Annotated in this window: 22 protein-coding genes; 16 read left to right on the forward strand and 6 right to left on the reverse strand. The window is 60.7% G+C overall.

Going from position 1 to position 25,771, the window contains the following annotated elements; genetic code table 11:
• The first annotated feature begins 288 nt into the window (after positions 1–288).
• The 13 genes from NVV93_RS00640 to NVV93_RS00700 all read left to right on the forward strand — a co-directional run bounded on the left by NVV93_RS00640 (position 289) and on the right by NVV93_RS00700 (position 15,409).
• A complete protein-coding gene (locus tag NVV93_RS00640) occupies positions 289–1,779 on the forward strand; it encodes a glycosyltransferase (RefSeq protein WP_258252538.1) in 1,491 nt (496 codons plus the stop codon).
• Positions 1,776–3,359 (forward strand): glycosyltransferase, encoded by a 1,584-nt coding sequence (locus NVV93_RS00645; RefSeq protein WP_258252539.1) that lies wholly within the window; start codon positions 1,776–1,778, stop codon positions 3,357–3,359. The genes NVV93_RS00640 and NVV93_RS00645 overlap by 4 nt, the downstream gene beginning before the upstream one ends.
• Complete coding sequence (locus NVV93_RS00650; RefSeq protein WP_258252540.1) at positions 3,356–4,204, forward strand: class I SAM-dependent methyltransferase; 849 nt, start codon at positions 3,356–3,358, stop codon at positions 4,202–4,204. Before NVV93_RS00645 ends, NVV93_RS00650 begins: the two co-directional genes overlap by 4 nt.
• A gap of 95 nt (positions 4,205–4,299) precedes the next feature.
• The gene (locus tag NVV93_RS00655; RefSeq protein ID WP_258252541.1) at positions 4,300–5,151 is read left to right on the forward strand and encodes a methyltransferase domain-containing protein; all 852 of its coding nucleotides are present in this window, start codon (positions 4,300–4,302) and stop codon (positions 5,149–5,151) included.
• 4 nt (positions 5,152–5,155) lie between these two features.
• Positions 5,156–6,340, forward strand: coding sequence for an acyltransferase (locus NVV93_RS00660; protein WP_258252542.1), 1,185 nt, complete (start codon positions 5,156–5,158; stop codon positions 6,338–6,340).
• Positions 6,341–6,380: 40 nt separating this feature from the next.
• Positions 6,381–7,295, forward strand: a complete 915-nt coding sequence (locus NVV93_RS00665; RefSeq protein WP_258252543.1) for a GDP-mannose 4,6-dehydratase — start codon at positions 6,381–6,383, stop codon at positions 7,293–7,295.
• The gene (locus NVV93_RS00670; RefSeq protein ID WP_258252544.1) at positions 7,288–8,259 is read left to right on the forward strand and encodes a GDP-mannose 4,6-dehydratase; all 972 of its coding nucleotides are present in this window, start codon (positions 7,288–7,290) and stop codon (positions 8,257–8,259) included. The genes NVV93_RS00665 and NVV93_RS00670 overlap by 8 nt, the downstream gene beginning before the upstream one ends.
• Before the next feature lie 5 nt (positions 8,260–8,264).
• Entirely contained in the window at positions 8,265–9,704 is a 1,440-nt protein-coding gene (locus NVV93_RS00675; protein ID WP_258252545.1) for a mannose-1-phosphate guanylyltransferase/mannose-6-phosphate isomerase, read from the forward strand.
• Entirely contained in the window at positions 9,704–10,501 is a 798-nt protein-coding gene (locus NVV93_RS00680; RefSeq protein ID WP_258252546.1) for an ABC transporter permease, read from the forward strand. The genes NVV93_RS00675 and NVV93_RS00680 overlap by 1 nt, the downstream gene beginning before the upstream one ends.
• On the forward strand, positions 10,501–11,760 hold the full coding sequence (locus NVV93_RS00685; protein WP_258252547.1) for an ABC transporter ATP-binding protein: 1,260 nt from the start codon (positions 10,501–10,503) through the stop codon (positions 11,758–11,760). Before NVV93_RS00680 ends, NVV93_RS00685 begins: the two co-directional genes overlap by 1 nt.
• A gap of 6 nt (positions 11,761–11,766) precedes the next feature.
• Positions 11,767–13,152 carry a glycosyltransferase family 1 protein gene (locus tag NVV93_RS00690; protein ID WP_258252548.1) on the forward strand — a complete coding sequence of 462 codons (1,386 nt, stop codon included), beginning with the start codon at positions 11,767–11,769 and terminating at the stop codon, positions 13,150–13,152.
• Positions 13,136–14,266 carry a glycosyltransferase family 1 protein gene (locus NVV93_RS00695; RefSeq protein WP_258252549.1) on the forward strand — a complete coding sequence of 377 codons (1,131 nt, stop codon included), beginning with the start codon at positions 13,136–13,138 and terminating at the stop codon, positions 14,264–14,266. The genes NVV93_RS00690 and NVV93_RS00695 overlap by 17 nt, the downstream gene beginning before the upstream one ends.
• 6 nt (positions 14,267–14,272) lie before the next feature.
• A complete protein-coding gene (locus tag NVV93_RS00700; protein ID WP_258252550.1) occupies positions 14,273–15,409 on the forward strand; it encodes a glycosyltransferase family 4 protein in 1,137 nt (378 codons plus the stop codon).
• Positions 15,410–15,413: 4 nt separating this feature from the next.
• On the opposite strand, the gene NVV93_RS00705 is transcribed toward NVV93_RS00700, so the two are convergent.
• The 4 genes from NVV93_RS00705 to NVV93_RS00720 form a co-directional block, all read right to left on the reverse strand.
• Complete coding sequence (locus NVV93_RS00705) at positions 15,414–15,623, reverse strand: DUF1127 domain-containing protein (RefSeq protein ID WP_258252551.1); 210 nt, start codon at positions 15,621–15,623, stop codon at positions 15,414–15,416.
• 382 nt (positions 15,624–16,005) lie between these two features.
• Complete coding sequence (locus NVV93_RS00710; RefSeq protein WP_258252552.1) at positions 16,006–16,221, reverse strand: DUF1127 domain-containing protein; 216 nt, start codon at positions 16,219–16,221, stop codon at positions 16,006–16,008.
• Between the two features lie 438 nt (positions 16,222–16,659).
• Complete coding sequence (locus NVV93_RS00715; RefSeq protein WP_258252553.1) at positions 16,660–17,517, reverse strand: hypothetical protein; 858 nt, start codon at positions 17,515–17,517, stop codon at positions 16,660–16,662.
• Between the two features lie 99 nt (positions 17,518–17,616).
• Entirely contained in the window at positions 17,617–18,468 is an 852-nt protein-coding gene (locus tag NVV93_RS00720) for a plasmid partitioning protein (RefSeq protein ID WP_258252554.1), read from the reverse strand.
• 372 nt (positions 18,469–18,840) lie between these two features.
• Here NVV93_RS00720 and NVV93_RS00725 point away from each other — a divergent pair, with 372 nt between their 5' ends.
• Together NVV93_RS00725 and NVV93_RS00730 are read left to right on the forward strand one after the other, a co-directional pair.
• Positions 18,841–20,592, forward strand: coding sequence for a DUF1302 domain-containing protein (locus NVV93_RS00725; RefSeq protein ID WP_258252555.1), 1,752 nt, complete (start codon positions 18,841–18,843; stop codon positions 20,590–20,592).
• A 16-nt stretch (positions 20,593–20,608) separates the two neighbouring features.
• Complete coding sequence (locus NVV93_RS00730) at positions 20,609–21,985, forward strand: DUF1329 domain-containing protein (protein WP_258252556.1); 1,377 nt, start codon at positions 20,609–20,611, stop codon at positions 21,983–21,985.
• Positions 21,986–21,988: 3 nt separating this feature from the next.
• On the opposite strand, the gene NVV93_RS00735 is transcribed toward NVV93_RS00730, so the two are convergent.
• The gene (locus NVV93_RS00735) at positions 21,989–22,612 is read right to left on the reverse strand and encodes a TetR/AcrR family transcriptional regulator (RefSeq protein WP_258252557.1); all 624 of its coding nucleotides are present in this window, start codon (positions 22,610–22,612) and stop codon (positions 21,989–21,991) included.
• Positions 22,613–22,778: 166 nt separating this feature from the next.
• On the opposite strand from NVV93_RS00735, the gene NVV93_RS00740 reads away from it, so the two are divergent.
• Positions 22,779–23,618, forward strand: a complete 840-nt coding sequence (locus tag NVV93_RS00740) for an alpha/beta fold hydrolase (protein ID WP_258252558.1) — start codon at positions 22,779–22,781, stop codon at positions 23,616–23,618.
• Between the two features lie 351 nt (positions 23,619–23,969).
• Here NVV93_RS00740 and NVV93_RS00745 read toward each other — a convergent pair whose 3' ends face one another.
• On the reverse strand, positions 23,970–25,469 hold the full coding sequence (locus NVV93_RS00745; RefSeq protein WP_258252559.1) for an acetyl-CoA hydrolase/transferase family protein: 1,500 nt from the start codon (positions 25,467–25,469) through the stop codon (positions 23,970–23,972).
• Positions 25,470–25,771 lie beyond the last annotated feature (302 nt).

Below are 25,771 nucleotides of genomic sequence, written 5' to 3' on the forward strand. Positions count from 1 at the left end.
GCCGATTATGTTGCCAGCCGCTGCAAACAAGAGAGAACGGGAGGTGATTATGAGGCTGCAAAGTGACTGATAAGTTTCGAAAAGCTGTGGCGATCAGCTTCGAAAGCGCCCGTTTGACTTTGCCGAGAAACTCTATACAAATGAAATCACATAAGAAGAAATTGCCGCGATCAGCGCGCAAACAATGACGGAGCCCCGCAGAGGGCCACGCAGTGATTCCGATAGCCATGGCTGGCACGTGCGGAGCCTGTGTTGAGCGTCCGGATGTATAGGAGTAGCGGTCGCCATATGATCATCCTCGTGGGGTCGAAGATTGACCAAGACAGTATTCAAGGCGCCCTGGGTAAACCGGAATACAGCTATTTCTTTCTGATGAAGGATTTCCTGCCAGCGCTGGAGCGCCTGGGGGAGGTCAAATTTGTCAAAAGCACGGCGGAAATCGAGGCGCTGCATCAGCACTATCGGGCCGCCGGTGAGCAGGTGCTGTTCTTCAGTTTCAGTCCACCCCACCAAGCGCCGCTGGGCTTGGCTTGCCCGACCGTGGTGGTGTTTGCCTGGGAGTTCGATAGCCTCCCGGACGTGACCTGGGGCGACAATCCACAGAACGATTGGCGTTATGTGTTCGCCAATGTGCAGGGCGTTATTTGCACCAGCCAGGAAACGGCCGGGCTGGTGCGACAAGCCACCGGCGATGGCTTTCCACTCGCGGCGCTACCGGCGCCGGTGTGGAATCGCTATGCGCATCTCGGCTCGCCAGCCGGCGTGCGCGTCGAGCATGGCGAGCGGCAGTTCACCTTCAACGGCATTGTCATCGACAGTCCCGTACTGGGCTTGTCGGCGGACGGCTTGGTGCGTCCGCCGCAGCCGATGCAGGCGCCCAAGTTAAAGCCAGCGCCAAGGCGCCTGGCCTTGAGCTGGCAGCACAGCAAAGCGTTACTGCAGGGCTGGTGGCGTGAGGTTCGTCAGCCAATCGTCTCCGTCTCCGCCACCCTGCCTGCGACCAGTAAAACTGAGCCGTCGGCGGCGCAACCGAGCGCCGTTGCTGCGCCACAATCCAGCCCTGAAGTACCCACGCAACAGCTGATCGGGGTGCGTGGGGTGGTCTATACGACCGTGTTGAATCCGGCCGATAGCCGCAAGAATTGGCTCGAACTGGTGACCGCGTTCTGCTGGGCGTTCAAGGACGTCGAGGATGCCACGCTGATCGTGAAGATGACCCATCACGATCTGGAGCATTACCGCGTCGTCTTGCTGACCCTGTTGTCGCGTTTGTCGCCGTTCCGCTGCCGAGTGATCGTCCTGCACGGCTTTCTCGACGACGCGCAGTACCAGGCGCTCATTCAAGCATCGAGCTTCTACGTGAATGCGTCGTCTGGCGAAGGCCTGTGCCTGCCGCTGATGGAGTTTCTTTCTGCAGGCAAGCCGGCCATCGCCCCCGTACATACCGCCATGGCTGACTATGTGGACGACCAATTGGCGTTTCTTCTGCAGTGTTCGCTGGAGCCATTCTGCTGGCCGCATGACCCGCGCGGCGTTTACGTCACGCACCGCCATCGCCTCAATTGGCAGTCGCTGTTAGAGGCGTATCAAGCCAGTTACCAGACCGCGAAACAGGCGCCCGGGGACTACCGGCGCATGTCGCGGCATGCCTACGCGAAGATGCAGGCGTTCGCCTCGATCGACGCGGTTGCCGCACCGTTGGAGGGGTTTCTGCACGGCGTCGTGCAGGTGTCTGATCGAGCCGATTGCCAGCAGCAACGTAGCCAGGTGGCGCTATGAAGTTGCTGGTCTATTCACAGGTCACCGCTGAGCGCATCTCCACCAGCCTGGGGTTGCCCGAGTACAGCTATTACTTCGTCCTGCGCGACTTCCTCCCGGTGCTGCAGCAGTTGGGCGAGGTGGTGGTGGTCGAGCGTCCCGAGCTCGAAGTCGACGCGCTGTACGACCAGGCCTGCGCCGCCGGCGAGGACTGTCTGTTCCTGGCGTTCTCGCCGCCGCACAAGGCGCCGTTGGGGCTGCGCTGTCCGACCATTCCGGTATTTGCCTGGGAATTCGACAGCATCCCCAATGAGTCCTGGTTGGATGAGCTGCAACAGGATTGGCGGCATGTGCTGGGTGCGTGCGGCGCTGGGATTACCCATTCGCAAATGATCGTGCAAGCCGTGCGCAATGAGCTGGGTGCGGAGTTCCCGATCATCGCGGTGCCATCGCCGGTGTGGGACAAGTTCGCCGCCTTCCGTGCCCAGCCGCCGGGCTTGCCGTTGACCGAGCCGATCGCCATTCAGGTGTCGGCGGGTGTGGTGGTGGACAGTCGCGACGCGGCGTTGGCCTCGTACCTTTCCGGTCCAGAGGCGGCGGAAAAAGTCGCTGAGGCGATTCGCGATCATGAGCGCGCCCAGGCCGCCGCTCGCGCAGCAAGCGCGCCGATGCAGGCAGCGCGCATACAGTCGCGCCGGCAGATTACCCGGCGCTACATGGGCGAGTGGTACCTCCGTGTGCTTTGCCAGCATCTGCCGTTTTTGCCCCGGCCAGGTGCGCCAGCTGCGGCTGTTAAGGAGTCGGTTGCGCCGACCAAGCCGCCCGTGGAAGTCGTTTTTGCCCAAGGCGAAAAGCGCCTGGAACCGCGGAATACGGTGGAGCCGCCGCTCCCCTCCGCATCCGGGATAACCCCGCGGATGCCGGAATGGCGGCCGGCGGATCAGCGGCTGGAATTGTCCGGCGTGGTGTTTACCGCCCTATTCAATCCTTACGATGGCCGTAAGAACTGGTCGGATATGTTGACCGCCTTCTGCGCCGCCTTCCGCGATATTCCTGATGCCACGCTGGTATTCAAACTGGGCCACCATGAATACCAATCGGCCATGCACGGCATGTTGATTTGTTTGGCGCGGATGCCCAGTTTTCAGTGCCGGGTGGTGATCCTGCATGGTTATCTGCAAGGCGAAAACTTCGACAACTTAATCCGCGCCAGTGCCTTTGCCGTGAATGCCTCGCATGGCGAAGGCCAATGTCTGCCGTTGATGGAGTTTCTCGCCTGTGGCAAACCGGCTATTTCCCCGAGGCATTCGGCGATGGTCGATTACCTCGATGCGGAAGTGGGTTTCGTGGTCGACAGTTGGCTGGATGCCACCGCCTGGTCCCATGACCCGCGCCTGGCCTATCGCACCCTGCGGCATCAAATCGATTGGCAATCACTGAAGACGGCTTATCGAGCCGCTTATGACTGCGCCAAACATGATCCGGCGCGCTATGCCGAACTTTCCAGCAATGCGATTGAGCGGATGCGCGTGCATTGTTCGCGGGCCACTGCCCATTCCCGATTAACTGCGTTTCTCCAGCCGTTGGAGTTACCGGTATGAAATGGCTGAAGAAGTACTTCGGCTCTTCAGCGCCGGCGGATAACTCGCCCGTGCACAGCGCCGCCACACAGAACTGCGGCCTGGTCGATGCGGTGCGCGGGGGCTGGTTTCAGAACGACAGTGATGAGTTGTATCGCGGCTTTCCGATCAGCGCCGACGACATCGTGCTGGATGTCGGCTGCGGCGGTGGCGGGGCCAGCCAGTTCTGCGCACGGCGTGGCGCGCACCTGATTTTTACCGATTCGGACGCGGCCAAAGTCGAAGCGCTGCGCATTGCCCTGCAACACAGCGCGGCCCGCCAAATCGAGGGCATCGTGTCCGACAGCCTTCCGTTACCGCTAGCCGATGCGCACGCCAGCCGGATCATTGCGCTGGAGATGCTCGAACATGTCGAGCGCCCGGCAGACGTCTTGAACGAACTCTATCGCGTGGGTCGCCCGGGAGCTTTGTATTTTCTTTCCGTGCCGGCCCGTGAGAGTGAACTACTCCAGCAAACCGTCGCGCCGGCTTCGCACTTTCAGGCGCCCAACCACATCAATGTGTTTTCCGCCGAGCAGTTTGCCGAACTGGTCAGCGGGGCTGGCCTGGAGATTATCGAGCGACATTCCTACGGGTTCTTCTGGGCGCTGTGGATGATGTTTTATTGGACTGCGGCCAATGCCGAAGGCCGCGATTTCACTGGGGCCACTCATAACCAGCTGACCGCGCCGTATCCCTCATTGGTCAATGACTGGTCAGCACTTTGGCATGCAGCCATCGAGCTACCGGGCGGGCCAGCGCTGGCCGCGACCATGGATAAGACGCTACCCAAGACGCAAATAATTATTGCCCGTAAGCCTATCTAAAAATTGGCGAAATTAAGGCCGTGCCAATTTTGCCGGCCAACAACAAATAAATAGATTCACGGGACCCGGGGGATTTAATGAAAGGATCCAATGACATGCTGAGCCGTATGCGCCATTTGTTCGGTCAGGGCAAAGCACAGCCGATCGTTACCTCGTCCGATCACCCCCCAGCGAACCCTGAAACCGCTCCGGTAGCAGCCGATTTCACGTTCGAAGACGCCACCCTGAGTGGCTGGTTTCGCCATGACAGCGGCGAATTGCTGGAAGGCTTCCCGATCCATCCCGACGACCACGTGATCGATGTCGGTTGTGGCGATGGGGTGTTCATCAATTTCTGCGCCAGTCTGGGCGCGGAAGTCACCTTCGCCGATATCGATGCCGAGAAGATTGCCGCGGTTACCGAGCGCCTGCAGAACTCCAAGGCGCGCGCTGTGCACCCGCTGGTCAGCGACGCCAACCCGCTACCGCTGGCCGCTGGCTATGCCGACAAGGTCATCGCCATGGAAGTGATGGAGCATGTCGACGCACCTGCGGATTTCCTCCGCGAACTGGTGCGCATCGGCAAGCCGGGCGCCCTGTATCTGCTTAGCGTGCCGGATGCGGTCAGCGAAGGCGTGCAGCAGCAACTGGCGCCGTCGGCGCACTTCCAGAAACCCAACCACATCAACATTTTTGCCCGCGATGAGTTCGAGAAACTGGTCACCGATGCCGGGCTGATCATCGAGCGGCGGGCGTATTACGGCTTCTATTGGTCGGTGTGGTGGGCGTTCTTCTGGACCTGCAATCAAGACCTGTCGCCGCCCTGGCACCCGTTGCTGGAGAACTGGGCGCGCACCTGGGAAGCCCTGTTGACCACCCGTGACGGTCCGCGGATCAAACAGGCGCTGGATCAAGTGATGCCCAAGAGCCAGGCGATCATTGCCCGTAAGCCTCAGGCGGCTGGGTAACGCCATGGCCGCCACCAAGAATATGGAAATTGAATATCTGCGCGCCGTAGCGATTGGTTTGACCTTGCTCAGCCACTTGCCGAATTTATTGCCGTTTCATCAAGAATTATTGAACTCGCTGTTTCGTATTTATATGCCATGGACGGGTGTTGACCTGTTCTTTTGTATATCCGGCTATGTGGTCAGCAAGGCCTATCTCGACTCGTTCGACCAACATCGCCAACAAGGACGCTTTTGGCTGGCGGCGCAAAGCTTCTGGATTCGCCGGATCTATCGGTTATTACCTACCGCTTGGTTATGGGTATTGATTCCGCTGGTGCTATCGATCTGTTTTAACGAGTCGAAAGCCTTCGGGACTTGGTATGAAAACCTGCAGAGTATTACTGCGGTAATCACCTTCAGCGGAAACTTGGCCAATCAGTACAACATGATCCTTGGGCCTAACTCGGTGTATTGGAGCCTGGCCCTGGAAGAGCAGTTCTATTTCATCTTCCCGCTGTTTCTGTTGCTGGTGACGACGGTCAGATGGCGGGTGGCAATTCTGCTGCTGCTGATCGCCGTGCAGTTCTGCTTCGATCGCAATCCATTTGCCAACTCGGTGACGGCGATGGCCGCGTCGTTCCGGCTGGACGCGATGATGTGGGGCATCCTGATCTGCCTGTTTTCGCGTACGGCGACCTATCGACAATTCGAGCCGGTGTTCCTGAGCAACTCTCCGCTCAAAGTGCTCGGGCTGAATCTGTTGTTGCTTTATATGCTCGGCGCAATTTCTGCGCAGATGATGGCCGCACCGATTGCGGTCGGTTTAATTGCCATGGTTTCGGCCATGCTGGTATTCATGGCTAGTTTCAACAGCGGTTACATCATGAGTGTGCCGTTGGTTTCTCCTGCATTGGAATGGTTAGGATCACGTTCTTACGGAATATATGTCATTCATTTCCCGGCTTATCGAATCAGCCAGGAAATCTGGCATCGCTATGCGCAAAACAACAATATCGGCTTTAACGGCGGACTGACCATGGAGTTGCTGTTGACCGCCGCGTTTTTCATCATCGTCTTGTCTGAATTGAATTATCGATTGATCGAGCAACCGCTGCGCAAGAAAGGTGCGGAGATTGCGCGGCGGCGTTTGCGCCAGGAGCCGGGCGAAGTGCAGGCAGAAACTATTCAGCCGTTGTTGCAGCGCTAAATAAAGTTGTCGGAATGCTGATGTCGCGCGGGAGAGTGGAGTGAACAAGTTACTGGTCACAGGCTTGGGCGGTTTTGTCGGTCGGCATGTGCAACGGCGGTTAGCCACGGACGGGCCTTGGCAACTAATCCCGCCGCAGGCTTACGACCTGCTCGATCCCGCCAGTATCGATGCCTGGCTGGCGCCGACCTGCCCGGACGCGGTGATTCACCTGGCCGGTCAGACCTTCGTGCCCGAAGCATTTCGCGATCCCGCGCGCACCTTGCAGGTCAATCTGCTCGGCACTTTGAATTTGCTCCAGGCTCTCAAGCGCCGGGGCTTCAGCGGGACCTTTCTGTATGTCAGCTCGGGCGACGTGTATGGGCAGGTCGGCGAGGCCGATCTGCCGATTGTCGAGACGCTGACGCCCCAACCGCGCAACCCGTACGCGGTGAGCAAGCTGGCCGCCGAGCTGCTGTGCCGGCAATGGAGCTATAGCGAGCCGTGGCGGATCGTCGTGGCCCGTCCGTTCAATCACATTGGTGCTGGCCAGGGCGACTCCTTCGTGGTCTCCAGCATGGCCCGGCAGATCGTGCGGGTGCGCAGGGGCCTGCAGCCGGCGACGCTCGAGGTCGGCGATATCGAGGTGACCCGCGATTTTCTGGATGTTGACGATGTCGTCGAGGCGTACCTGCGCTTATTGCAGAGCGGCCGCAATGGCGAGATCTACAACGTCTGTTCCGGACAAGAACGTCAGGTCGGTCAGTTGATAACGCAGCTGGCCGAGCTGGCGGGAGTGACAGTGCAGTTGGTCCAGGACCCGACGCGAATGCGCCGCTCCGAGCAGCGTCGTGTCGTCGGTGATTCCACCAAGCTGCACAACGAGACCGGGTGGCAACCCGGCATTTCTATCGAAGAAACCCTGCACCGCGTGCTGTCGGGCTGGGAAGCAAAAGAGGGCGAAAATAATGACTAAAAGTGCACTGATTACGGGGATTACCGGCCAGGACGGCGCCTACCTTGCCAAGCTCCTGTTGGAGAAGGGCTATGAGGTCCACGGGTTGGTCGCGCGGCGCAGCTCGGACACGCGCTGGCGCCTGCGCGAACTGGGCGTCGAGGCGGACATCCACTATGTGGATGGCGATCTTGCCGATGCGCCGTCAGTGCATCGCGCGGTGCTCACCAGCCGTCCCGACGAGGTCTACAACCTGGGGGCGCAGAGCTTCGTCGGCAGTTCCTGGAGTCAGCCGGTCACCACCGGGGTGGTCGACGCCTTGGGCGTCACCCACGTGCTCGAAGCGATCCGCCATTCCAGCCCGCACACGCGTTTTTATCAGGCCTCGACCAGCGAAATGTTTGGCCTGATCCAGGCCGAGCGGCAGGATGAGAACACCCCGTTCTATCCGCGTAGCCCGTATGGCGTGGCCAAGTTGTATGGCCACTGGATCACCGTCAATTACCGGGAAAGTTTCGGCCTGCATGCTTCCAGCGGCATCCTCTTCAACCACGAGTCGCCACTGCGCGGCATCGAATTCGTCACCCGCAAAGTCACCGATGCGGTGGCGCGCATCAAGCTCGGCAAACAGCAGGAATTGCGCCTGGGCAACATCGACGCGAAACGCGATTGGGGGTTCGCCGGGGACTATGTCGAAGCGATGTGGCTGATGCTGCAACAGCCGCAGGCGGACGACTATGTGGTCGCCACTGGCGTCACCACCACGGTGCGGGAAATGTGCCGGATCGCTTTTAGCCATGTCGGCCTGGACTACCACAACCATGTGGTGATCGATCCGGCGTTCTTCCGTCCGGCGGAGGTGGAAGTGCTGCTCGGCAATCCGGGTAAAGCCGAGCGAGTGCTCGGCTGGATGCCCAAGACCGGATTGCAGAACATGCTCCATGCCATGGTCGACGCCGACCTCCAGCGCGTCAGCAAGGAGTAGCGGCCATGCTGATTCCCGTGATCCTTTCCGGCGGGGCCGGCACGCGGCTGTGGCCAGTGTCCCGCGAAGGTCAACCGAAGCCGTTCATGGCTTTGCCGGATGGCGAGTCGCTGCTGCTCAAGACCTATCGTCGGGCGGCCGAATTGCTCACTGCGGGCGGTGAACTGGTCACCGTCACCAACCGGGATTATTACTTTCAAAGTAAGGATCAGTTCCTTGCCGCCAAGCTGCCCCAGCAGCAGGCCCACTTCATCCTCGAGCCGATGGGCCGCAACACCGCACCGGCGATTGCCGCGGCGGCGCTGGCGCTGCGCGAGCGGCATGGCGACGACGTGACCATGGTGGTGATGCCGGCCGATCATCTGATTCAGGATCGCGAGGCCTTCCTCGCGGCGGTCAGCCAGGCCAGCGCGCTGGCCGCGGACGGCTATCTGGTGACGTTCGGCATTCGTCCGACCGCGCCGGAGACCGGCTTTGGCTATATCGAGGCCGGTGAAACGCTGGGCAGCCAGGGCGCGGCCAAGGTCGAGCGCTTTGTCGAGAAGCCTGATCTGCCGACCGCCGAGCGCTATCTGGCGAGCGGCAAGTTCCTCTGGAACTCGGGAATGTTCTGTTTCACTGCCGCCACGCTGCTGCGCGAATTGCAGCTGCATGCCCCGCAGCTGCTCGAGTTGGCGACTGCCTGCGTGGCGGCCAGTCCGCCCCGCGAGATGGGCGCGCTGTTGCAGCAGGAGCTGGACGCCAGCCACTTCGCCGCGCTGCCGGACATTTCCATCGACTACGCGCTGATCGAGCGCTCGACCAACGTGGCAGTGGTGCCAGGGGCGTTCGGCTGGAGCGATATCGGCTCGTGGAATGCCATGAGCGATCTGGTCGCCCCCGATGCGCAGAACAATCGGGCGACCGGCGACGCGATCTTTATCGACAGTCGCAATAACTTCGTGCAGAGCGAGGGCCGGCTGGTGGCCACGGTCGGCGTCGAGGACATGATCGTCATCGACACCGCCGACGCGATCCTAGTGGTCCGCGCCGACCGCGTGCAGGACGTGCGTCAGGTGGTCAAGCGCTTGAAGGATCGCAACCATGACGCCTACCGCCTGCACCGTACGGTGAGTCGCCCGTGGGGCACCTTCACCGTGCTGGAGGAAGACGAGCGCTTCAAGATCAAACGCATCGTGGTCAAACCCGGCGCCGCGCTGTCTCTGCAGATGCACCACCATCGCAGCGAACATTGGGTGGTGGTGCATGGCATGGCCAAGGTCACCAATGGCGAAGGCGCGCGGCTGGTCAATAGCAACGAGTCCACCTACATTCCGGCCGGGCACAAACACCGCCTGGAAAACCCAGGGGTCATCGATCTGGTGATGATCGAGGTGCAAAGCGGCGAATACCTGGGCGAGGACGATATCGTGCGTTTCGAGGATCAATACGGCAGGGTCATGTGATGGCGGTGGGCATGGCGCGCGCGGTGTGGAATTACCGCGGCTTCGTTCTCGGCAGCGTGCAGCGCGAGTTTCAGACGCGCTATCGCAATTCGCTGCTCGGCGCGACGTGGACGATCCTCAATCCGCTGTCGATGATCGTCGTCTACACGGTGATCTTTTCCCAGCTGATGAAGGCGCGCCTGCCCGGCGTGGATAACAGCCTCGCCTACGGCATCTACCTGTGCGCGGGAATTCTCGCCTGGGGCTTTTTCGCCGAGGTGATTGGTCGCAGTCAGGCGGTGTTCCTCGAGCACGCCAACCTGATCAAGAAGCTGAGCTTCCCGCGCATCTGCCTGCCGCTGATCGTGGTGCTGAATGCCAGCGTCAACTTCGCGATCATCTTCGCGCTGTTCCTCGGCTTTCTGCTGGTCACCGACAACTTCCCCGGCTGGGCGGTGCTCGGTGTGCTGCCGGTGCTGCTCATCCAGATCGCGCTCTCGATCGGCCTGGGCATCATCCTCGGCGTGCTCAACGTGTTCTTCCGCGACGTCGGGCAGTTCGTCGGCATCCTCCTGCAGTTCTGGTTCTGGTTCACGCCAATCGTCTATCCGCTGGCGGTACTGCCCGAACGCGTGCAGGGCTGGCTGCAGCTCAACCCGATGGTCGCGCTGATTGCCGCGTATCAGGGGATTTTCGTCTACGGCCGCTGGCCGGATTGGCAGTCGCTGTGGCCCAGCGCCGTGCTGGCGATCGTCCTGTGTCTGCTGGGCATGCGTTTGTTCCGCAAACGCTCCGGCGAAATGGTGGATGAGCTGTGATGGGCAGTATTCGAGTTAACCAGCTGGGCAAGGCCTACAAGCAATATCCGTCGCGCTGGGCACGCCTGGCCGAATGGCTGCTGCCCTTTTCACGACCACGGCATCAATTGCACTGGGTGCTGCAGGACGTGTCTTTCCAGATCCAGCCGGGTGAGGCGCTGGGCATCATCGGCATCAATGGCGCGGGTAAAAGCACCCTGCTGAAGATGATCACCGGCACCACCCAGGCCAACGCGGGCAGCATCGAGATCCACGGCCGGGTGGCCGCATTGCTGGAGTTGGGCATGGGTTTTCACCCGGATTTCAGCGGTCGTCAGAATGTCTTCATGGCCGGCCAGTTGCTGGGTTTGGGCATGGAGGAACTGCAGGCGCTGATGCCGGAGATCGAGGCATTCGCCGAGATCGGCGAGTACCTGGATCAGCCGGTGCGTACCTATTCCAGCGGCATGCAGATGCGCCTGGCGTTCAGCGTGGCCACCGCGCGGCGCCCGGACGTGTTGATCGTCGATGAAGCGCTGTCGGTGGGCGATGCGTACTTCCAGCACAAGAGTTTCGAGCGCATCCGCGAGTTTCGTAAGGCGGGCACCACCTTGCTGATCGTCTCCCACGATCGCCAAGCGATTCAGTCGTTATGCGACCGGGCCATCCTGCTTGCCAACGGCCGCTTGGCGCTGGAAGGCGCGCCGGAAGAGGTGATGGATTTCTACAGCGCGATGCTCGCCGAGCGCGAGCAGCAGACCGTACGCCAGGAGCGTCTGGCCAATGGCAAGGTGCGCACGATTTCCGGCACCGGCGAGGCTGGCTTCGCCGATATCGCCTTGCTCAACGCGCACGGCCAGCGGGTCGAAGTCATCGAGGTGGGTAGCCAGGTCACCCTCGAAGTGACGATCGATGTGAAGGTCGACATCCCGCGCCTGGTGCTCGGCTTCATGATCAAGGACCGCATGGGCCAGGCCATCTATGGCATCAACACCCACCGCCTCGGGCAGGCGATGGAGCAGGTGGCTGCCGGCGAGCGGATCATCTATCGCTTCGACTTCATGGCCGCGCTGGGCAAGGGCAACTATTCGATCGCCCTGTCACTGTCGCGCTTCGATTCGCACCTGGACACCAATTACGAATGGCGCGATTTTGCCTTGGTGTTCCATGTCATCAACGTCAAGCAGGCGGATTTCGTCGGCTGTACCTGGCTGAACTCGCACGCCACGGTGGAGCGGATCAGCAGCGCGGTTGAGCCCGCCGAACACGAGGCGCAGTAGCCCACCATGCGGTTTCTGATCGAATGTACCTACGTCTACGAGCACCCGCGGGACAACTCCGGAATCCAGCGCGTGGTGCGCAACATCATCAAGCAGCTGAGCGCTGGCGATACGGCGGTCGAGTGCATCCCGGTGATGATGAATGGCGGCCAGCTGTACCGGGTGTTGAGTCTGGCGCCGCTGAAGGCGAGCGCGGCCGCGACGCTGCGCCAAGCGCTGATTATCCAGCTGGATCATGCCCGCACACGGTTCTGGTGGGTGCATGCGCGGCTCGAGCGGTTGTGGCCGTTTCGCACTTCGCGGCTCGCGCGGCGCCTGCTGTTCTGGCCCTGCAAGATCGCCAGCCTGGCCATTACCCTGCCCCTGCGCGGCCTGATGTGGCTCAACCGCGACGGCCAGCCAGCGCCGGAGCGCGCCGTGCCATTGCAGGCCGGTGCCGGTGATCAGTTATTGCTGCTCGACTCGTCCTGGCATGCCGACTTTTTCCAGCTGGCCGAGCGCCTCAAGGCGCAGGACGTGGGCATCGTCTCGGTGATCTATGACCTGATCCCGCTGACCCATCCGCAGTTCTGTGACGAAGGCCTGGTGCGGGTATTCGACCAGTGGTTCGACTGGATCGCCAGGACCGCCGATGGCTTTATGGCGATCTCGCAGACCATCAGCCGCCAGGTCGAGGCCGAGCTGCACAAACGCCTGGGCCCTGCCGAGGCCGCACGGCGCTGGCATGGCCATTTTCATCTGGGCGCGGAGCTGGATTTGAGTCGTGCCGACGCGCCGCTCAACCTCGAGTTGCAGGCGCTGTTCGCCGCGGGCGAGCCGGTGTATCTGGCCGTCAGCACCATCGAGCCGCGCAAGAACCATGCTTACCTGCTCGATGCCTTCGAGCAGCTATGGGCCCAGGGCTCCTCGGTGCGGCTGTGCATCATCGGCAAGGTGGGCTGGAAATGCGCGGCGCTGATCGAGCGGATCGACCGGCATCCGCAGAAGAACCGCCAGCTGTTCATGTTCAACGGCATTAACGACACGAGTCTGGAGTTCGCCTATTCACAGGCGCGGGCGTTGGTGTTTCCGTCCTACGCCGAAGGCTTCGGTCTGCCGCTGGTCGAGGCCATGCAGCGTGGCTTGCCGGTGATGGCCAGCGACATTCCGGTGTTTCGCGAGATCGGCGCGGACTTCATGGCCTATTTCGATCTGGCTGAGCCGCTGAGCTTGGTGGCGCACATCCAGGCCTTCGAACGCAGCGGCCAGTTCCCGGCGGCCCGCCCGATTGCCGATTGGCAATGGATCGACTGGCCACAGGCGGCGCAGCAATTGATCGGCCGCTCGCTGGCCGGCATTCGCCAGGCAGCGCCGGCGACGGCCGCACGGGAGGCGCATGCGGATTGCCCTTAACGCGCGGATTCTGCAGGCGCCGCGCACCGGCATCGGTCACTACGTGGCCGAGCTGAGCCAGGCACTGAGCTGCGATGCCCAGCTGGAACTTGATTTCTTCCATGGTTGGGGCTGGAGTCGCCAATTGCCCGCCGCCGCGCTGCCCGGCTACAACAAGTGGACCACCCTGGCCAAACAGGTGCCCGGTGCCTACTCGTTGCGCCGTCAGCTGGATCAGTATCGCTTCACCCGAGGCGTCAGTCGGCACGCGGCGGATCTCTACCATGAGCCCAGCCTCTGGCCGCTGGAGTTTGCCGGGCCGATGGTGATGACTCTGCACGACCTGACCCACGTGCACTACCCGCAGACCCAGCCGCGTGATCGGCTGGCCGAGATCGACCGTCGCGTCGGACCGGCCGTCGAACGCGCGCGCTTCATCCTCGCCGACTCGCAGTTCGTCGCCAACGAGATCCGCCAGCACTACGGCGTCGCCGCCGAGCGTATCAAGGTGGCGCCGCTGGGCTACGCCGAGCGCTTCCGCCCGCGCGAGGCACACGCGTTGCGCGCCTGCTTGGCGCAGTTCGGCCTGCAGCCCGGTGGTTACCTGCTCTGCGTGGGCACTCTGGAACCGCGCAAGAACCTGGCCCAGGCCTTGCGCGCCCATGCCCTGCTGCCCGAAGCGCTGCGCCGCCGTTTCCCGCTGTTGATTGCCGGCATGCCCGGATGGCGCGACGCCAACCTGGCCCCTGAGTTGCAAAAGGCCTTGGCCAGCGGCGCGGTGCGATTGTTGGGCTATCAGCCGGATGAGGCCTTGGCGGAGCTGCTGGCGGGGGCACGGATGTTGCTGTTCCCCTCGCTGTATGAGGGCTTCGGCCTGCCAGTTCTGGAGGCGATGGCCAGCGGCGTGCCGGTGCTCCTCACCGCGAGGACTTCGTTACAGGAAGTAGCCGGCCCCGCAGGTGTCTACCTGGAGCCCGGTGATGACCAGGGCTGGTGCGCGGCGATCCAGAGATTGCTGGGTGATCAACCGGAATGGCAGGCCCGCCGGACCGTGGGCCTGCAGCGGGCGCAAGAGTTTTCCTGGAAGCGCTGCGCAAGCATCACCGCTTCCGTCTATCGGCAGGCGTTGGAGTAGTACGACATGCGGATTCTGCACCTCTTCAAGACCTACTTGCCGGAGACCGTGGGCGGTATCGAGCAGGTGATTTACCAGATCTGCCAAAGCGGAATCGCCCATGGCATCGAGAGCGACGTGCTGACCTTGAGCACCGACCCGGAGCCGCGCGAGCTGATGGTTGGCGATCACCGCGTGCACCGCGCGCAACTGGACCTGCATGTGGCCTCGACCGGGTTTTCCCTCAGCGTGCTGGGGCGGTTCAAGGCACTGGCCGCCGAAGCCGACGTGATCAACTACCACTTTCCCTGGCCGTTCATGGACGTGCTGCATTTTGCGGCGCGGATCAACAAGCCGACGGTGGTCACCTACCACTCGGACATCGTGCGACAGAAGCTCCTGCTGAATTTCTATCGGCCCCTGATGAACCGCTTCCTGGGCAGCGCCGACCGGATTGTCGCGGCTTCGCCGAATTACCTGGATACCAGCGAGGTGTTGGCGCGCTACCGCGACAAAACCTCGATCATTCCGTACGGACTGGATGAAGACAATTACCCCAAGCCGTCTGCCGAGCGTATGCGGGGCTGGGAACAGCGCTTTGGCCAGCGGTTCTTCCTGTTCGTCGGGGTGATGCGCTACTACAAGGGCCTGCATATTCTGCTCGAGGCGCTGCGCGGCACGAGCTATCCGGTGGTTATCGTCGGCGCCGGGCCGCTCGAGCAAGAACTGCGTGCGCAGGCGCAGGCACTTAACCTGGAGCATGTGCATTTCGTTGGCCGGCTGGGCGACGAAGACAAAGTGGCGCTGCTGCAGCTGTGCAGCGCCATCGTGTTTCCCTCGCATTTGCGCTCGGAAGCATTCGGCATTTCCCTGCTGGAAGGCGCCATGTACGGCAAACCGATGATCTCCAGCGAGATCGGCACTGGTACCAGCTACATCAACATCCATGGTGAAACGGGTCTGGTGGTGCCGCCGAGTGACCCGCAGGCGTTTCGCGAAGCGATGCGCACGCTCTGGGACAACCCGCAGCTGGCGGCCGAGATGGGCCGCCAGGCGGGGCTGCGCTATCAGCGTTTGTTCACCATCGAGCGGATGGGCAAGCAGACCGCCGAGCTGTATGCCGAACTGCTGGACAGCAAGCGGCGGAAAGTCCCAGCGCTGTAACAGCTCACTTCCAGAACGGCTTATCCAGTTCGGCCAGCCGCTCGCTACGGGTGATGCCGACATCGGCCAGCAGGCGATCGTCCAACTGCGCCAGTTGTCGACGCGTGCGACGGTTTTCGGTCCAGCGGGCCAGGCAGGCGAACAGGCGCTGGAGGCGGTCGCGTACGCGGGGGCTTAGAGTCTGCGGAGCAGCAGTGGCGAGAGTGCGTTCCATGGCACGTTCCTTCCCGCGAGCGGCGGGGGCAGTAGGAATGGGTACTCATGGTGGCGTGGGCGCGTGATCCTGTGCAGTCACAGTACATTGAAATTGTATTGGGACAGATTATCTATTTCATAAACTGTATCGGTGTTGGCGAGCCACAGCTGTGCGGGCAATGCCTGACGGCTGCCTTAGAGCCTGTTTACGATCTCCTGTCCGTCGGCCATACCGCGTTAAAAACAGGCTCGGAATGCTCATTTACAGCTCGTAAACTCCGCTTCCTCGCCTGTTTTTGCCTTGTCTGGCTCTAGTCAAAAAGATCGTAAACAGGTTCTTAGAAACGACAAACCCCGATGCAGCGAACTGACCGGGGTTTGGGATGCAACGAATCTGGGTTCTAGCGCCAGAACGGCTTGCTCAGTTCGGCATAGCGATCCGCTTCGCTGATACCGGCGTCGGCCAGCAGCCGTGGGTTGAGGCGGGCCAACTCATGGCGGGTAGTGATCCGGCGCTGCCAGAGCATGACATTGGCGATCAGCCGCGTGGGCAGGGTGGCGTGAGCAAGGGCTGGGGTGGTTACGAAGTGCAGGTTGGAACCGAGGGTACGTTCCATGGTGGTCGTCCTTCCGCTTGTGGCGGGATTGAGAATTTCACGACCCTTATGATCCGCTGCTTAGCGCTAGCCTCACAGCCACAGTTGGGGAGAATTGTGCTGGTCTAACCTGGTTTTTTGAAAAACTGTTCTGCTCACGAGGCGGCAATCTGTGCTGGTTTTCGGGCCAAATCAGCCGAAATCGCAGCACTCAACCGAGAGCTGTGGCGTTACGACCGGTACAGTTTTAGTGCTGCTCGAAATAAACCGCTGACTGTTAGATTTCGTTTGCGTTCGCTCGGCCCGCTAAGTCCCGCCTTTACAGACCTGTTGTTGGGCATCACTTCGTTCAGCGCCAACCTACGGGAGTGCGGCGGTCGTAGGTTGGCGCTGAACGAAGTGATGCCCAACATGGAGCCGCGACTCCAGTGCGCGGTCCCAACCTTCCGCCTCGAGCCCCTATCGTCCTGAACTGTCAGGGGCAGGGACCGAGCTCGATGTCTCCAGCTGCGTCAGCTCTTCGATGATCCGGGCCGAATACCGGTTGACCAAGGAAGGAACCGCGGCCTCGTTGTAGTGCTTCAGCGACGGCTCGATGTAGCGCCATTTGCGGGCGATGTCGGCCAGCGCCTGACGGGCTTCGGCGGGCTGCTCCGGGTGATCCTGCAACGTGGCCAGACGCGTAGCGAACTCTTCGGCCTGTGCATCCAGCGCTTTACCATCGCCGCCTAGGGAGTTTGCCCCGACGCTGTGGGCGATGTAGTCGGTAGCGATGTTTTGCATCAGCAGGCTGAGGTTGCGGCTTTGCTCCGCCAACCGCGGCGGAGGGAGGGGGCTTTCTTGCCGCAGGCTGACCTCGAGCGAGCGGCATAGGGTGACCAGTTGTCGATTCAGGCTGACCAGTTCGGCTATGTCACCGCCACTGGTGCTGCCCTGACGTTGCAGCTCCCCGGTCAAGCCGGAAAGCAGTTGAACATAGGCGCGCCATTGCTGCTCGAGTTGAGTGAGCAGGGTGCTTGAGTTCGTTCCGGGTAGCTCGGCCATGCCGGCGAGATTACGAGTGGCAGTCTGGATGCGTAGCTCCATCGACTGGGCGTGGGTCGGGTCGGGATCGACGCCATACATCAGGTAAAAGTCGCCCAGCGCACCCTGAGTCGCCAACTGCACTTGATGCAGCCGGAGCAGGTTTGCATCGGGCTTGGTTGGAACCGCAACAGCGCACGGTAGTGTGGCGAGTGTGGCCAATAGAAAAGTGAAAAGCCGGTGAATCATGAGCAGCTCCGAATGCCCGGTATACGCCTGGGCGTAGGCAGGCATCTACCCACACCAGGCGCATCGGGGCGTGCTGAGTTATAGCGAGCGCCAGGACTGCTGGCAGCTTGCGCTTGCCAGCAGAGGGAGAGGTTTCCAGGGGGGTTATGGGTGGGCGTTGAACCAGGCGAGGATGTGCGCCGGTGCGGCCGCCGGCCATTCGTGGTTGCCGAGCGGGTCGGTGTAACGGGTGGTTTCGATGCCTTGATAGAGCAGGCGGTCGTAGTACAGATCCATGGTCCACCAAGGCACTACCGCGTCGACGAACCCGTGTAAGAACGTGGTTGGCGGGTGATCGGCCGGTAACTCCGGCACTACGCACAGCGGGCCTGAGCAGGTGGCGTACGAGGCGGACTGGATTGCCAGGGCCTTGAACTTGCCCGGGAAGGAAACGGCCATTCGACTGGTGTTATAGCCGCCACTGGAAATACCGGTGGCGTACTGCCGATTGGGGTTCAGCGGGCCAAAATGCCCTTGGGCCATGGCCTGTAGCAGGTTGGTGATGAGGGTGTAGTCGGTGGTCTGCTCATAAAGCTGGGCCATCCCCGGAATATTGGTATGCCAGAACAGATCCGCTGGGGCACTCGGGGCAATCACCGCATAGCCGTTGTCGAGCAAGGTTTTGATCAGCTTACCCTCGTTGTACAGCCGGCCAAGCCATTGGTCGCTGTAGTAGACGAAGTTATCCAGCGCAAAGAACGACCCCTGATACATGATCACCACCGGCCATCCCCCGGCCGGGGGCGTGCCAACGGGGGTCTGATAGATCACCTTGCGGCTGAGCAGATCTCCAGAAGAGATCCAGGTCGATTGATGACTGCAACTGATCTTGCCCGCTATGCCCAGGAACGGCTTGCGCTCGGTACAGCGTGAGTCAGCCCAGGCGGCGGTAGTGCAGATGAGGCTCAGTAGGGTACTGAGCAACAGGATGCGGCAGTTGAAACGGGAACGAAACATGGGGAGCCCTTCTTATTGTTGGGATGCTCGGGATTGCTGCTGAACCGTTTCGTCCTAAGCGATTCAGAATGATTGAGCCCGGTATATGCACGTCCGGGCTCGCTAACAGCGCCTCCTGGCGCCGCTAAAGATGCTTCGAGAAGCACCTTGCGGTGCTAAATCGAAACAGAAATTCCGATTCCGTCAAGTCGGTATTTCACCGCCTTGTGTTCGTTGATGCGCGTTGCAGCCTCTGCAATAAGGCTTAGTGGAAGGAAAAATATTTTTCCCAGATACCCCCTTGCAAGGACGAAGCGGTCTGGCTACATTGTATCGGAATCGAGGTTCCGATTCCGAATGTACCATGACAAATAATAAAAAATGGAGGTCATCGTGGTTAAACAAGGGAAAAGCCTTGGCGTTATCGCCGCGGCACTACTCGCCTTACTGCCGGCGACTCAATCATTAGCGTTTCAGGTGCGTTCAGGCGACTGGACTACTTCGCTGGATACCACGTTGTCCTATGGCGTCAGCTATCGCATGGAGGGGCAGGACGACAAGCTGATCGCCCGTGCCAACGGCGGTACGGGCAGCAACTCCGGATTGATCAACTCGGATGATGGCAACCTCAACCTCCGCAAAGGGGATCTGTTCTCTGAAGTGGTCAAAGCCGTGTCCGAGATGGATCTGCGCTACCAGGACCGGTTCGGTTTGTTCGTGCGCGGTCGTGCGTTCTATGACTTCGAGTTGAAAGATGACGACCGTCGGCATCGGGAGATCAGCTCGGAGGGGCTCGATGAGGCGGGCTCCAGCGCTGACCTGCTGGATGCTTTCGTCTACGGCAGTTGGACGCTCGATGAGCGCGCCCTCAACGCACGCTTAGGCCGGCAGGTGATCAACTGGGGCGAGGGGCTGTTCTACCAAAACGGTATCGGCGCAACCAACCCGGTGGATATCAACGCCCTGCGCGCACCCGGCTCCGAGATCAAGGAGGCCTTTATGCCGACCTTCATGATCTCCGGCTCATACGAGCTGCGCGATAACCTGACCGTGGAAGGCTACTGGCAACCGGGCTGGGCCTGGGAAGCCTCGAAGATCGATCCGTGTGGCACCTATTTCTCGACCCTCGATGTAATCGGTGAAGGTTGCGATTACCTTTCCGTGGCGCCGCTGCAGGAACCCTTGGTCGGCGGCCGGGCGTTCGACAACCCGCAACAGGCGCAAAACTTTGTGAATGGCCTGTCTCCGGGCGTTGTCAACAACTTGCTCAAAGGCTATCTGCCGACCACCTTTATCCCGCGCAGTAGCGACATCGACGCCGATAGCGCTGCGCAATACGGTGCGTCGCTGCGCTGGTTCGTGCCGCAGTTGAACGATACCGAGTTGGGGCTCTACTACCTGCGCTACAACATGCAGGTGCCGATGATCGGTCTGACGGTGGGTCGCCCGACGAGGCTGCCGGTCGTTGGAGTGCTGCCGGTCGCCAGCACCTCGAACTACTACGCCGAATACCTGGAAAAGCGTGACCTCTATGGCATCAGCTTCAACACCAGCATCGACGGCGACAACATCTTCAACGGTCTGTCGCTGGCCGGTGAGCTGAGCTTCCGGCCGGATACCCCGATTGCCCTGGGCTTGGGCGAATACCTGCCGACCGCGCTACTCGGCAACCTGGCCGGCATGCCCGTCGGTACCCGTCTGGATGGCTACCGCGAGAAGGACATGTTCCAGGCCTCGCTGTCAGCGATCTACAGCTTCAACGGCCTGCTCGGTTCCAACTCGGCGCAACTCCTCTCGGAAGTGGTCGGCAGCCGCGTGCAAGGGTTGGAATCGGATATCGATTATTACGAGGCCACCAGCAGTGCCTATGGCGCCCAGGCCAGCCTGCAACTGACCTATAGCAACGTGTTCAACCTGGTGAACCTGGTGCCCAGCGTCAGCTACCAGTACAGCATCAACGGGGTTGCGCCGCAGTTGACCAACGGCCTGGATGAAGAGGCGCAAAGCTATTCGCTGGGCATCGATGCGATCTACCAAGAGTCCATGACTGTCGGCGCCAAGTATATCGGCTATAGCGGGGGCGGCCTGTCGAACAAGCGCACTGATCGCGACTACCTGAGCCTCAATATCAAGTACAGCTTCTGACGAGTGGAGCCACAGCATGAACAACAACAATAATTTCAGACGATTCAGCCGTGTCGCGCTGGTTGCCTTGATCGCGCAATGCGCATTGCCACAAGCCTTTGCCAAGGTCGGCGGCGAGCAGGCGGCTCGCCTCGATAAAGATCTGACCCCGATGGGTGCGGAGCGCGCCGGCAACGCCGCCGGCACTATTCCGGCGTGGGACGGCGGCCTTGCGCAATCGAGCGGCGCCCTCGATTCGGCGCAGGGTTACAAGGACCCGTTCGCGGCAGACAAACCGCTGTTCACCATAACGGCTGCCAATGCCGAGCAGTATCGCGAGCAACTGAGTCCGGGCCAGATGGCCATGCTCAAGCGCTTTCCCGATACCTGGAAGCTACCGGTCTACCCGACCCATCGCTCCGCCTCCTACCCGCAGCAGGTGTATGCGGCGATCAAGGCCAATGCGCAATCGGCCACGCTGATCGAGAAAGGCAATGGCATTGCGGACTTCAAGGTCGCTACGCCATTCCCTATTCCGCAATCTGCGTTGGAGGTGTTGTGGAACCACTTGGTGCGTTACCGCGGTGACAGCGTCAAGCGCAATTACGCGCAGGCTGTGCCACAGGCCGGCGGTGATTACTTCATCACCAAGATCAAGGATCTGTTCCTCTTCAACCAGGCCGCCGGCGATGCCAGCCAGGAAAACGGCAACGTCCTGTTCTACTTCCGTCAGTCAGTACTGGCTCCGGCCCGACTCGCCGGGACCGAGCTGCTGGTGCACGAGACCGTCAACCAGGTGAAGGAGCCGCGGCTAGCCTGGCTCTATGCGTCTGGTCAGCGGCGGGTACGGCGCGCGCCGAATGTCGCCTATGACTCACCCGGCACGGCGTCCGACGGTATGCGTACCACGGACAACTTCGACATGTTCTCGGGCGCGCCGGACAAATACGACTGGCAGCTGGTGGGTAAGCAGGAGCTGTACGTGCCGTACAACAGTTACAAGTTTGCTTCCCGATCGAATAAATACGCCGACATCGTCAAGCCGGGCCACGTCAACCCCGACTTATTGCGTTACGAGTTACACCGGGTCTGGCACGTCCGCGCAACTTTGAAGGCGGGTATGCGTCACCAATATAAGCAGCGCGACTTTTACTTTGATGAGGACAGTTACCAGATTCTCGTGGTCGATCATTACGACAATCGCGACAACCTTTGGCGCGTAGGCGAGTCCTACACCATCAACTATTACGACCAACCCTTGGTCTGGACGAAAGGTGATGCTGTATATGACTTGACCAGTGGCCGTTATGTCATTGGTATTTTGTCGAATGAAGAACCGGCCGATGAGTTTTCCATTCCATTAAAGCCAACGGACTTCACTCCGGCACAGTTACGGCGGGATAGTTTGCGCTAATGGTTAATTAGTGCTGGAGACTTCTAGGTAGTTCAATAACAGGCGTGACAGTTCGGTCGGGATATCTTCTTCGGCTGTTACGCCTAAACTTCCCGTCATGGTGTAGTAGTTCAAACTCGCCAGTAGTAAATGCGCAACCATATCGATTGCCTGGGTGGGGTTTGGGTGTTGGATCGTCAGCAGATGGGCCAAGGCAATGCGACAGAAAGCGTTGGCGATATAGGCGTTCAACCCATGGAAGCGTTGGCGGAACTTAAGGTCTACCGAGCTGCGGCGGATCAAGGCACGGAGCAGGCCTTCACGATTACGGAAGAGTTCGATCAGCGTGTGGATAACACTTTCTATCTGTTTTTTGGCGTCAAGATCGCTTTGCAGTATCAGTTCGATCGCCTGATCGATGGCTGTTTCGCATTCCTCAACAAAGCGATCATGAACGGCATAGAGCAAAACATCTTTGTCGCCGAGCAATCGGTAAAAAGTTCCTACCGAAGATTTCGCAAGTTTGGTGATCTGGGAAATGCTGGTTTCTTCGAAGGTGTTATTAGCCAGCAGTTCTGCCGCCACATTGAGAAAGCGCTCAAGGGCCTGCTTACTGCGCTCTTGCGTGGGGCTGGCGAGGTCGTTCATATGAAATCCCTTGAGCATAATTCGTGAGATTTTAATTTTTTTACCGCCGCAAAGCAAATGGCTATTGTTTCGCGCCGTGGAATTAGCGCCGAACACAATAAGGCGTCGGTATTGCCTATCAATGGATTGGTGGTATTCGGTTTTAACGATATAGGGGGATGCCAGAATGGAATTTATAAAGTTGAGTACTGGGCGTTTTGCCTATACCTGCCAAGGGCAGGGGGTACCGATATTGTTGTTACACGGTTTGGGCTCATCGCTGTTGGATTGGCAGCCGCAAATCGATTATCTGTCGGGTTTTTTCAAGGTATATGCCTTGGACTTGCGCGGGCATGGGGCGAGCGAGTTGCTGCGAGCCCGGTTGGGGGTCGCTGATATGGCGGCGGATGTCGCCGAATTCATCACGGCGCTGGAGTGCGAGCCGTGCTTCGTGGTCGGTATCTCGATGGGCGGCATGGTCGGTTTTCAGTTGCTGGTCAGCAATCCGGAACTGGTGCGTGGCTTTGTGGCGGTCAACAGCGCGCCGAGCTTTCCCTTGGACTCCCTCTGGCTGCGCAGCCAGGTAGCGTTACGCAAGGTATTGATCCACTTGCTGGGGTTGCGCGTCATGGGGAAATTGCTGGCGCACAAGCTGTTCCCCTATGCCGAACAGACGCAACTGCGCGCCCAATTCACCGAACGTATCACGCGCAATGACCGAGTGTCCTACTTGCATGCCCTGCGCGCCATTCTGGGTTGGTCGACGCTGCCTGCCGTGCAAGTGGTCGACACACCGATGCTGATTGTCGCCGGTGACCGGGACTACACCCCCTTGGCCTACAAACAGAGCTATGTGCGGCAACTGCGCAATGCGCGCCTGGCGGTGATTGAAGACTCCGGGCATGCCACGCCGCTGGACCAACCCGTGAAGTTCAATCGACTGGTCCAGCAATTTATCGATGAGCAGCTGCAGTTAGCTGCCCGCGGGTCTGAAGCTGTCAGTCGAAAGCGGGCCGCCACCGAGTGAGCGTGAACTTTAGGGCGTCCCAGACGCCCTTTTTTATCGGCCGAAGCCGCCAGCGTGGGGGTAGGCTGGCTCCGTAGGCTGGTGCTGAACGAAGTGATGCCCAGCAGGGCGCCGTCTGGCGGCGCCCGATGTTCGATCTCGAAACCATCTGGATTCCTGCCAGCGCGGCAATGACGGTGTTTCGGAGCCGGCAAGCTGTGCTGGTTTTCAGGAAAAATCAGCCGAAACCCCAGCAATCAACCGAGAGCTGCGGTGGTATGAGACCAGCACAGTTCTAGTGCATCTCGAAATAACCGGATAGATCCTGTTTGCGGTCAGCGGCACACCTCCCGCAAACAGTTTTTCCCTCGCTCAGCTGGCCAGCATGCGCCCGGTTTCTTCCAGATTGATGTGCCAGGCCATGGCTTCGCGCAGCAGGTGCGGGGTGTGGCCGCCCTTGGCGCAGGCGCGGGCGAAGTAGTCGTTGAGCGGGCCGCGGAAGTCCGGGTGCACGCAGTTGTTGATGATCGCTCGGGCACGCTCGCGCGGCGCCAGGCCGCGCAGGTCGGCGAGACCCTGTTCGGTGACCAGGATGTCGACGTCGTGCTCGGTGTGGTCGACGTGGCTGACCATCGGCACCACGCTGGAAATCGCCCCGGCTTTGGCGATCGACTTGGTGACGAAGATCGCCAGGTGCGCGTTGCGGGCGAAGTCGCCGGAGCCGCCGATACCGTTCATCATCTTGGTGCCGCCGACGTGGGTGGAGTTGACGTTGCCGTAGAGGTCGAACTCCAGCGCGGTGTTGATGCCGATGATGCCCAGGCGGCGGACCACCTCGGGGTGGTTGGAGATCTCCTGCGGGCGCAGCACCAGCTTGTCCTTGTACTGCTCGAGGTTGCCGAACACGTCGGCGTTGCGCCGCCCGGACAAGGTGATCGAGCTGCCCGAGGCGAAGCGCAGCTTGCCGGCGTCGATCAGGTCGAAGGTCGAATCCTGCAGCACTTCCGAGTACATGGTCAGGTTGTCGAACGGCGACTCGATCAGCCCGCACATCACCGCGTTGGCGATGCTGCCGATGCCGGCCTGCAGTGGGCCGAGGCTGTTGTCCATGCGCCCGGCGGCGACTTCGGCCTTGAAGAAATCGATCAGGTGATCGGCGATCGCCTGAGTCTCGGCGTCCGGCGGCAGCACGGTGGACGCCGAGTCGGCCTGGTCGTTGATGACGATGGCGACGATCTTCTCGGCCGGAATCGGAATCGGGATCGCCGAGCTGCCGATGCGGTCGTCGACGCGGGTCAGCGGAATCGGCGTGCGCGTCGGCCGGTAGGTGGGGATGTAGATGTCGTGCAGGCCTTCCAGGTTGGGGTTGTGCGCCAGGTTGATCTCGACGATCACCCGCTCGGCGAAGATCGCGAAGCTGGCCGAGTTGCCCACCGAGGTGGTCGGCACGATGTGGCCCTGCTCGGTGATCGCCACTGCTTCGATCACCGCGATGTCGGGCTTCTTCAGCTGGTGGTTGCGCAGCTGCTCGACCGTCTCCGAGAGATGCTGATCGATGAACATCACCGAACCCTCGTTGATCGCCTTGCGCAGCGTGCTGTCGACCTGGAACGGCATGCGCCGGGCCAGCACGCCGGCTTCGGTGAGATGTTTGTCGAGGTCGTTGCCGAGGCTGGCGCCGGTCATCAGACTGATCTGCAGTGGGCTGTGCTTGGCGCGTTCAGCCAGCGCCTGCGGCACCGCCTTGGCTTCGCCGGCGCGAGTGAAGCCGCTCATGCCGACGGTCATGCCGTCCTCGATCAGGGCCGCGGCGTCGGCCGCACTCATCAGTTTGCTCAGCAGGGAGGGCAGACGCACGCGATCTTGGTACACGGGGGAAACCTCGGACAACGGAAACGAGGCGCGCAGTCTAGGCCGCGGGGAGGGCGGTGGCCTCTATACCAAGGTCGAAGAAAGCGCTCTGGCTGGCGCCTTTGGTCGGGCGGAAAGTGGTTTTCGGGAGCGCGACTTTTGCGTAGGAGCGAATTTATTCGCGATTGAGGGCAGCCCGCAGTTGCCCCGGTTCGCGAATAAATTCGCTCCTACAGGCGGGGATGGGTTGAGCTTGCGATGCCCGTCAACTGGGCACCCCGACCCATTACAGTCGTGCCGGAAACGAAAAACCCCGGCACTGG

The sequence above is a fragment of the Pseudomonas sp. LS44 genome, assembly GCF_024730785.1.
In the GTDB taxonomy this organism is placed as follows: Bacteria; Pseudomonadota; Gammaproteobacteria; order Pseudomonadales; family Pseudomonadaceae; genus Aquipseudomonas.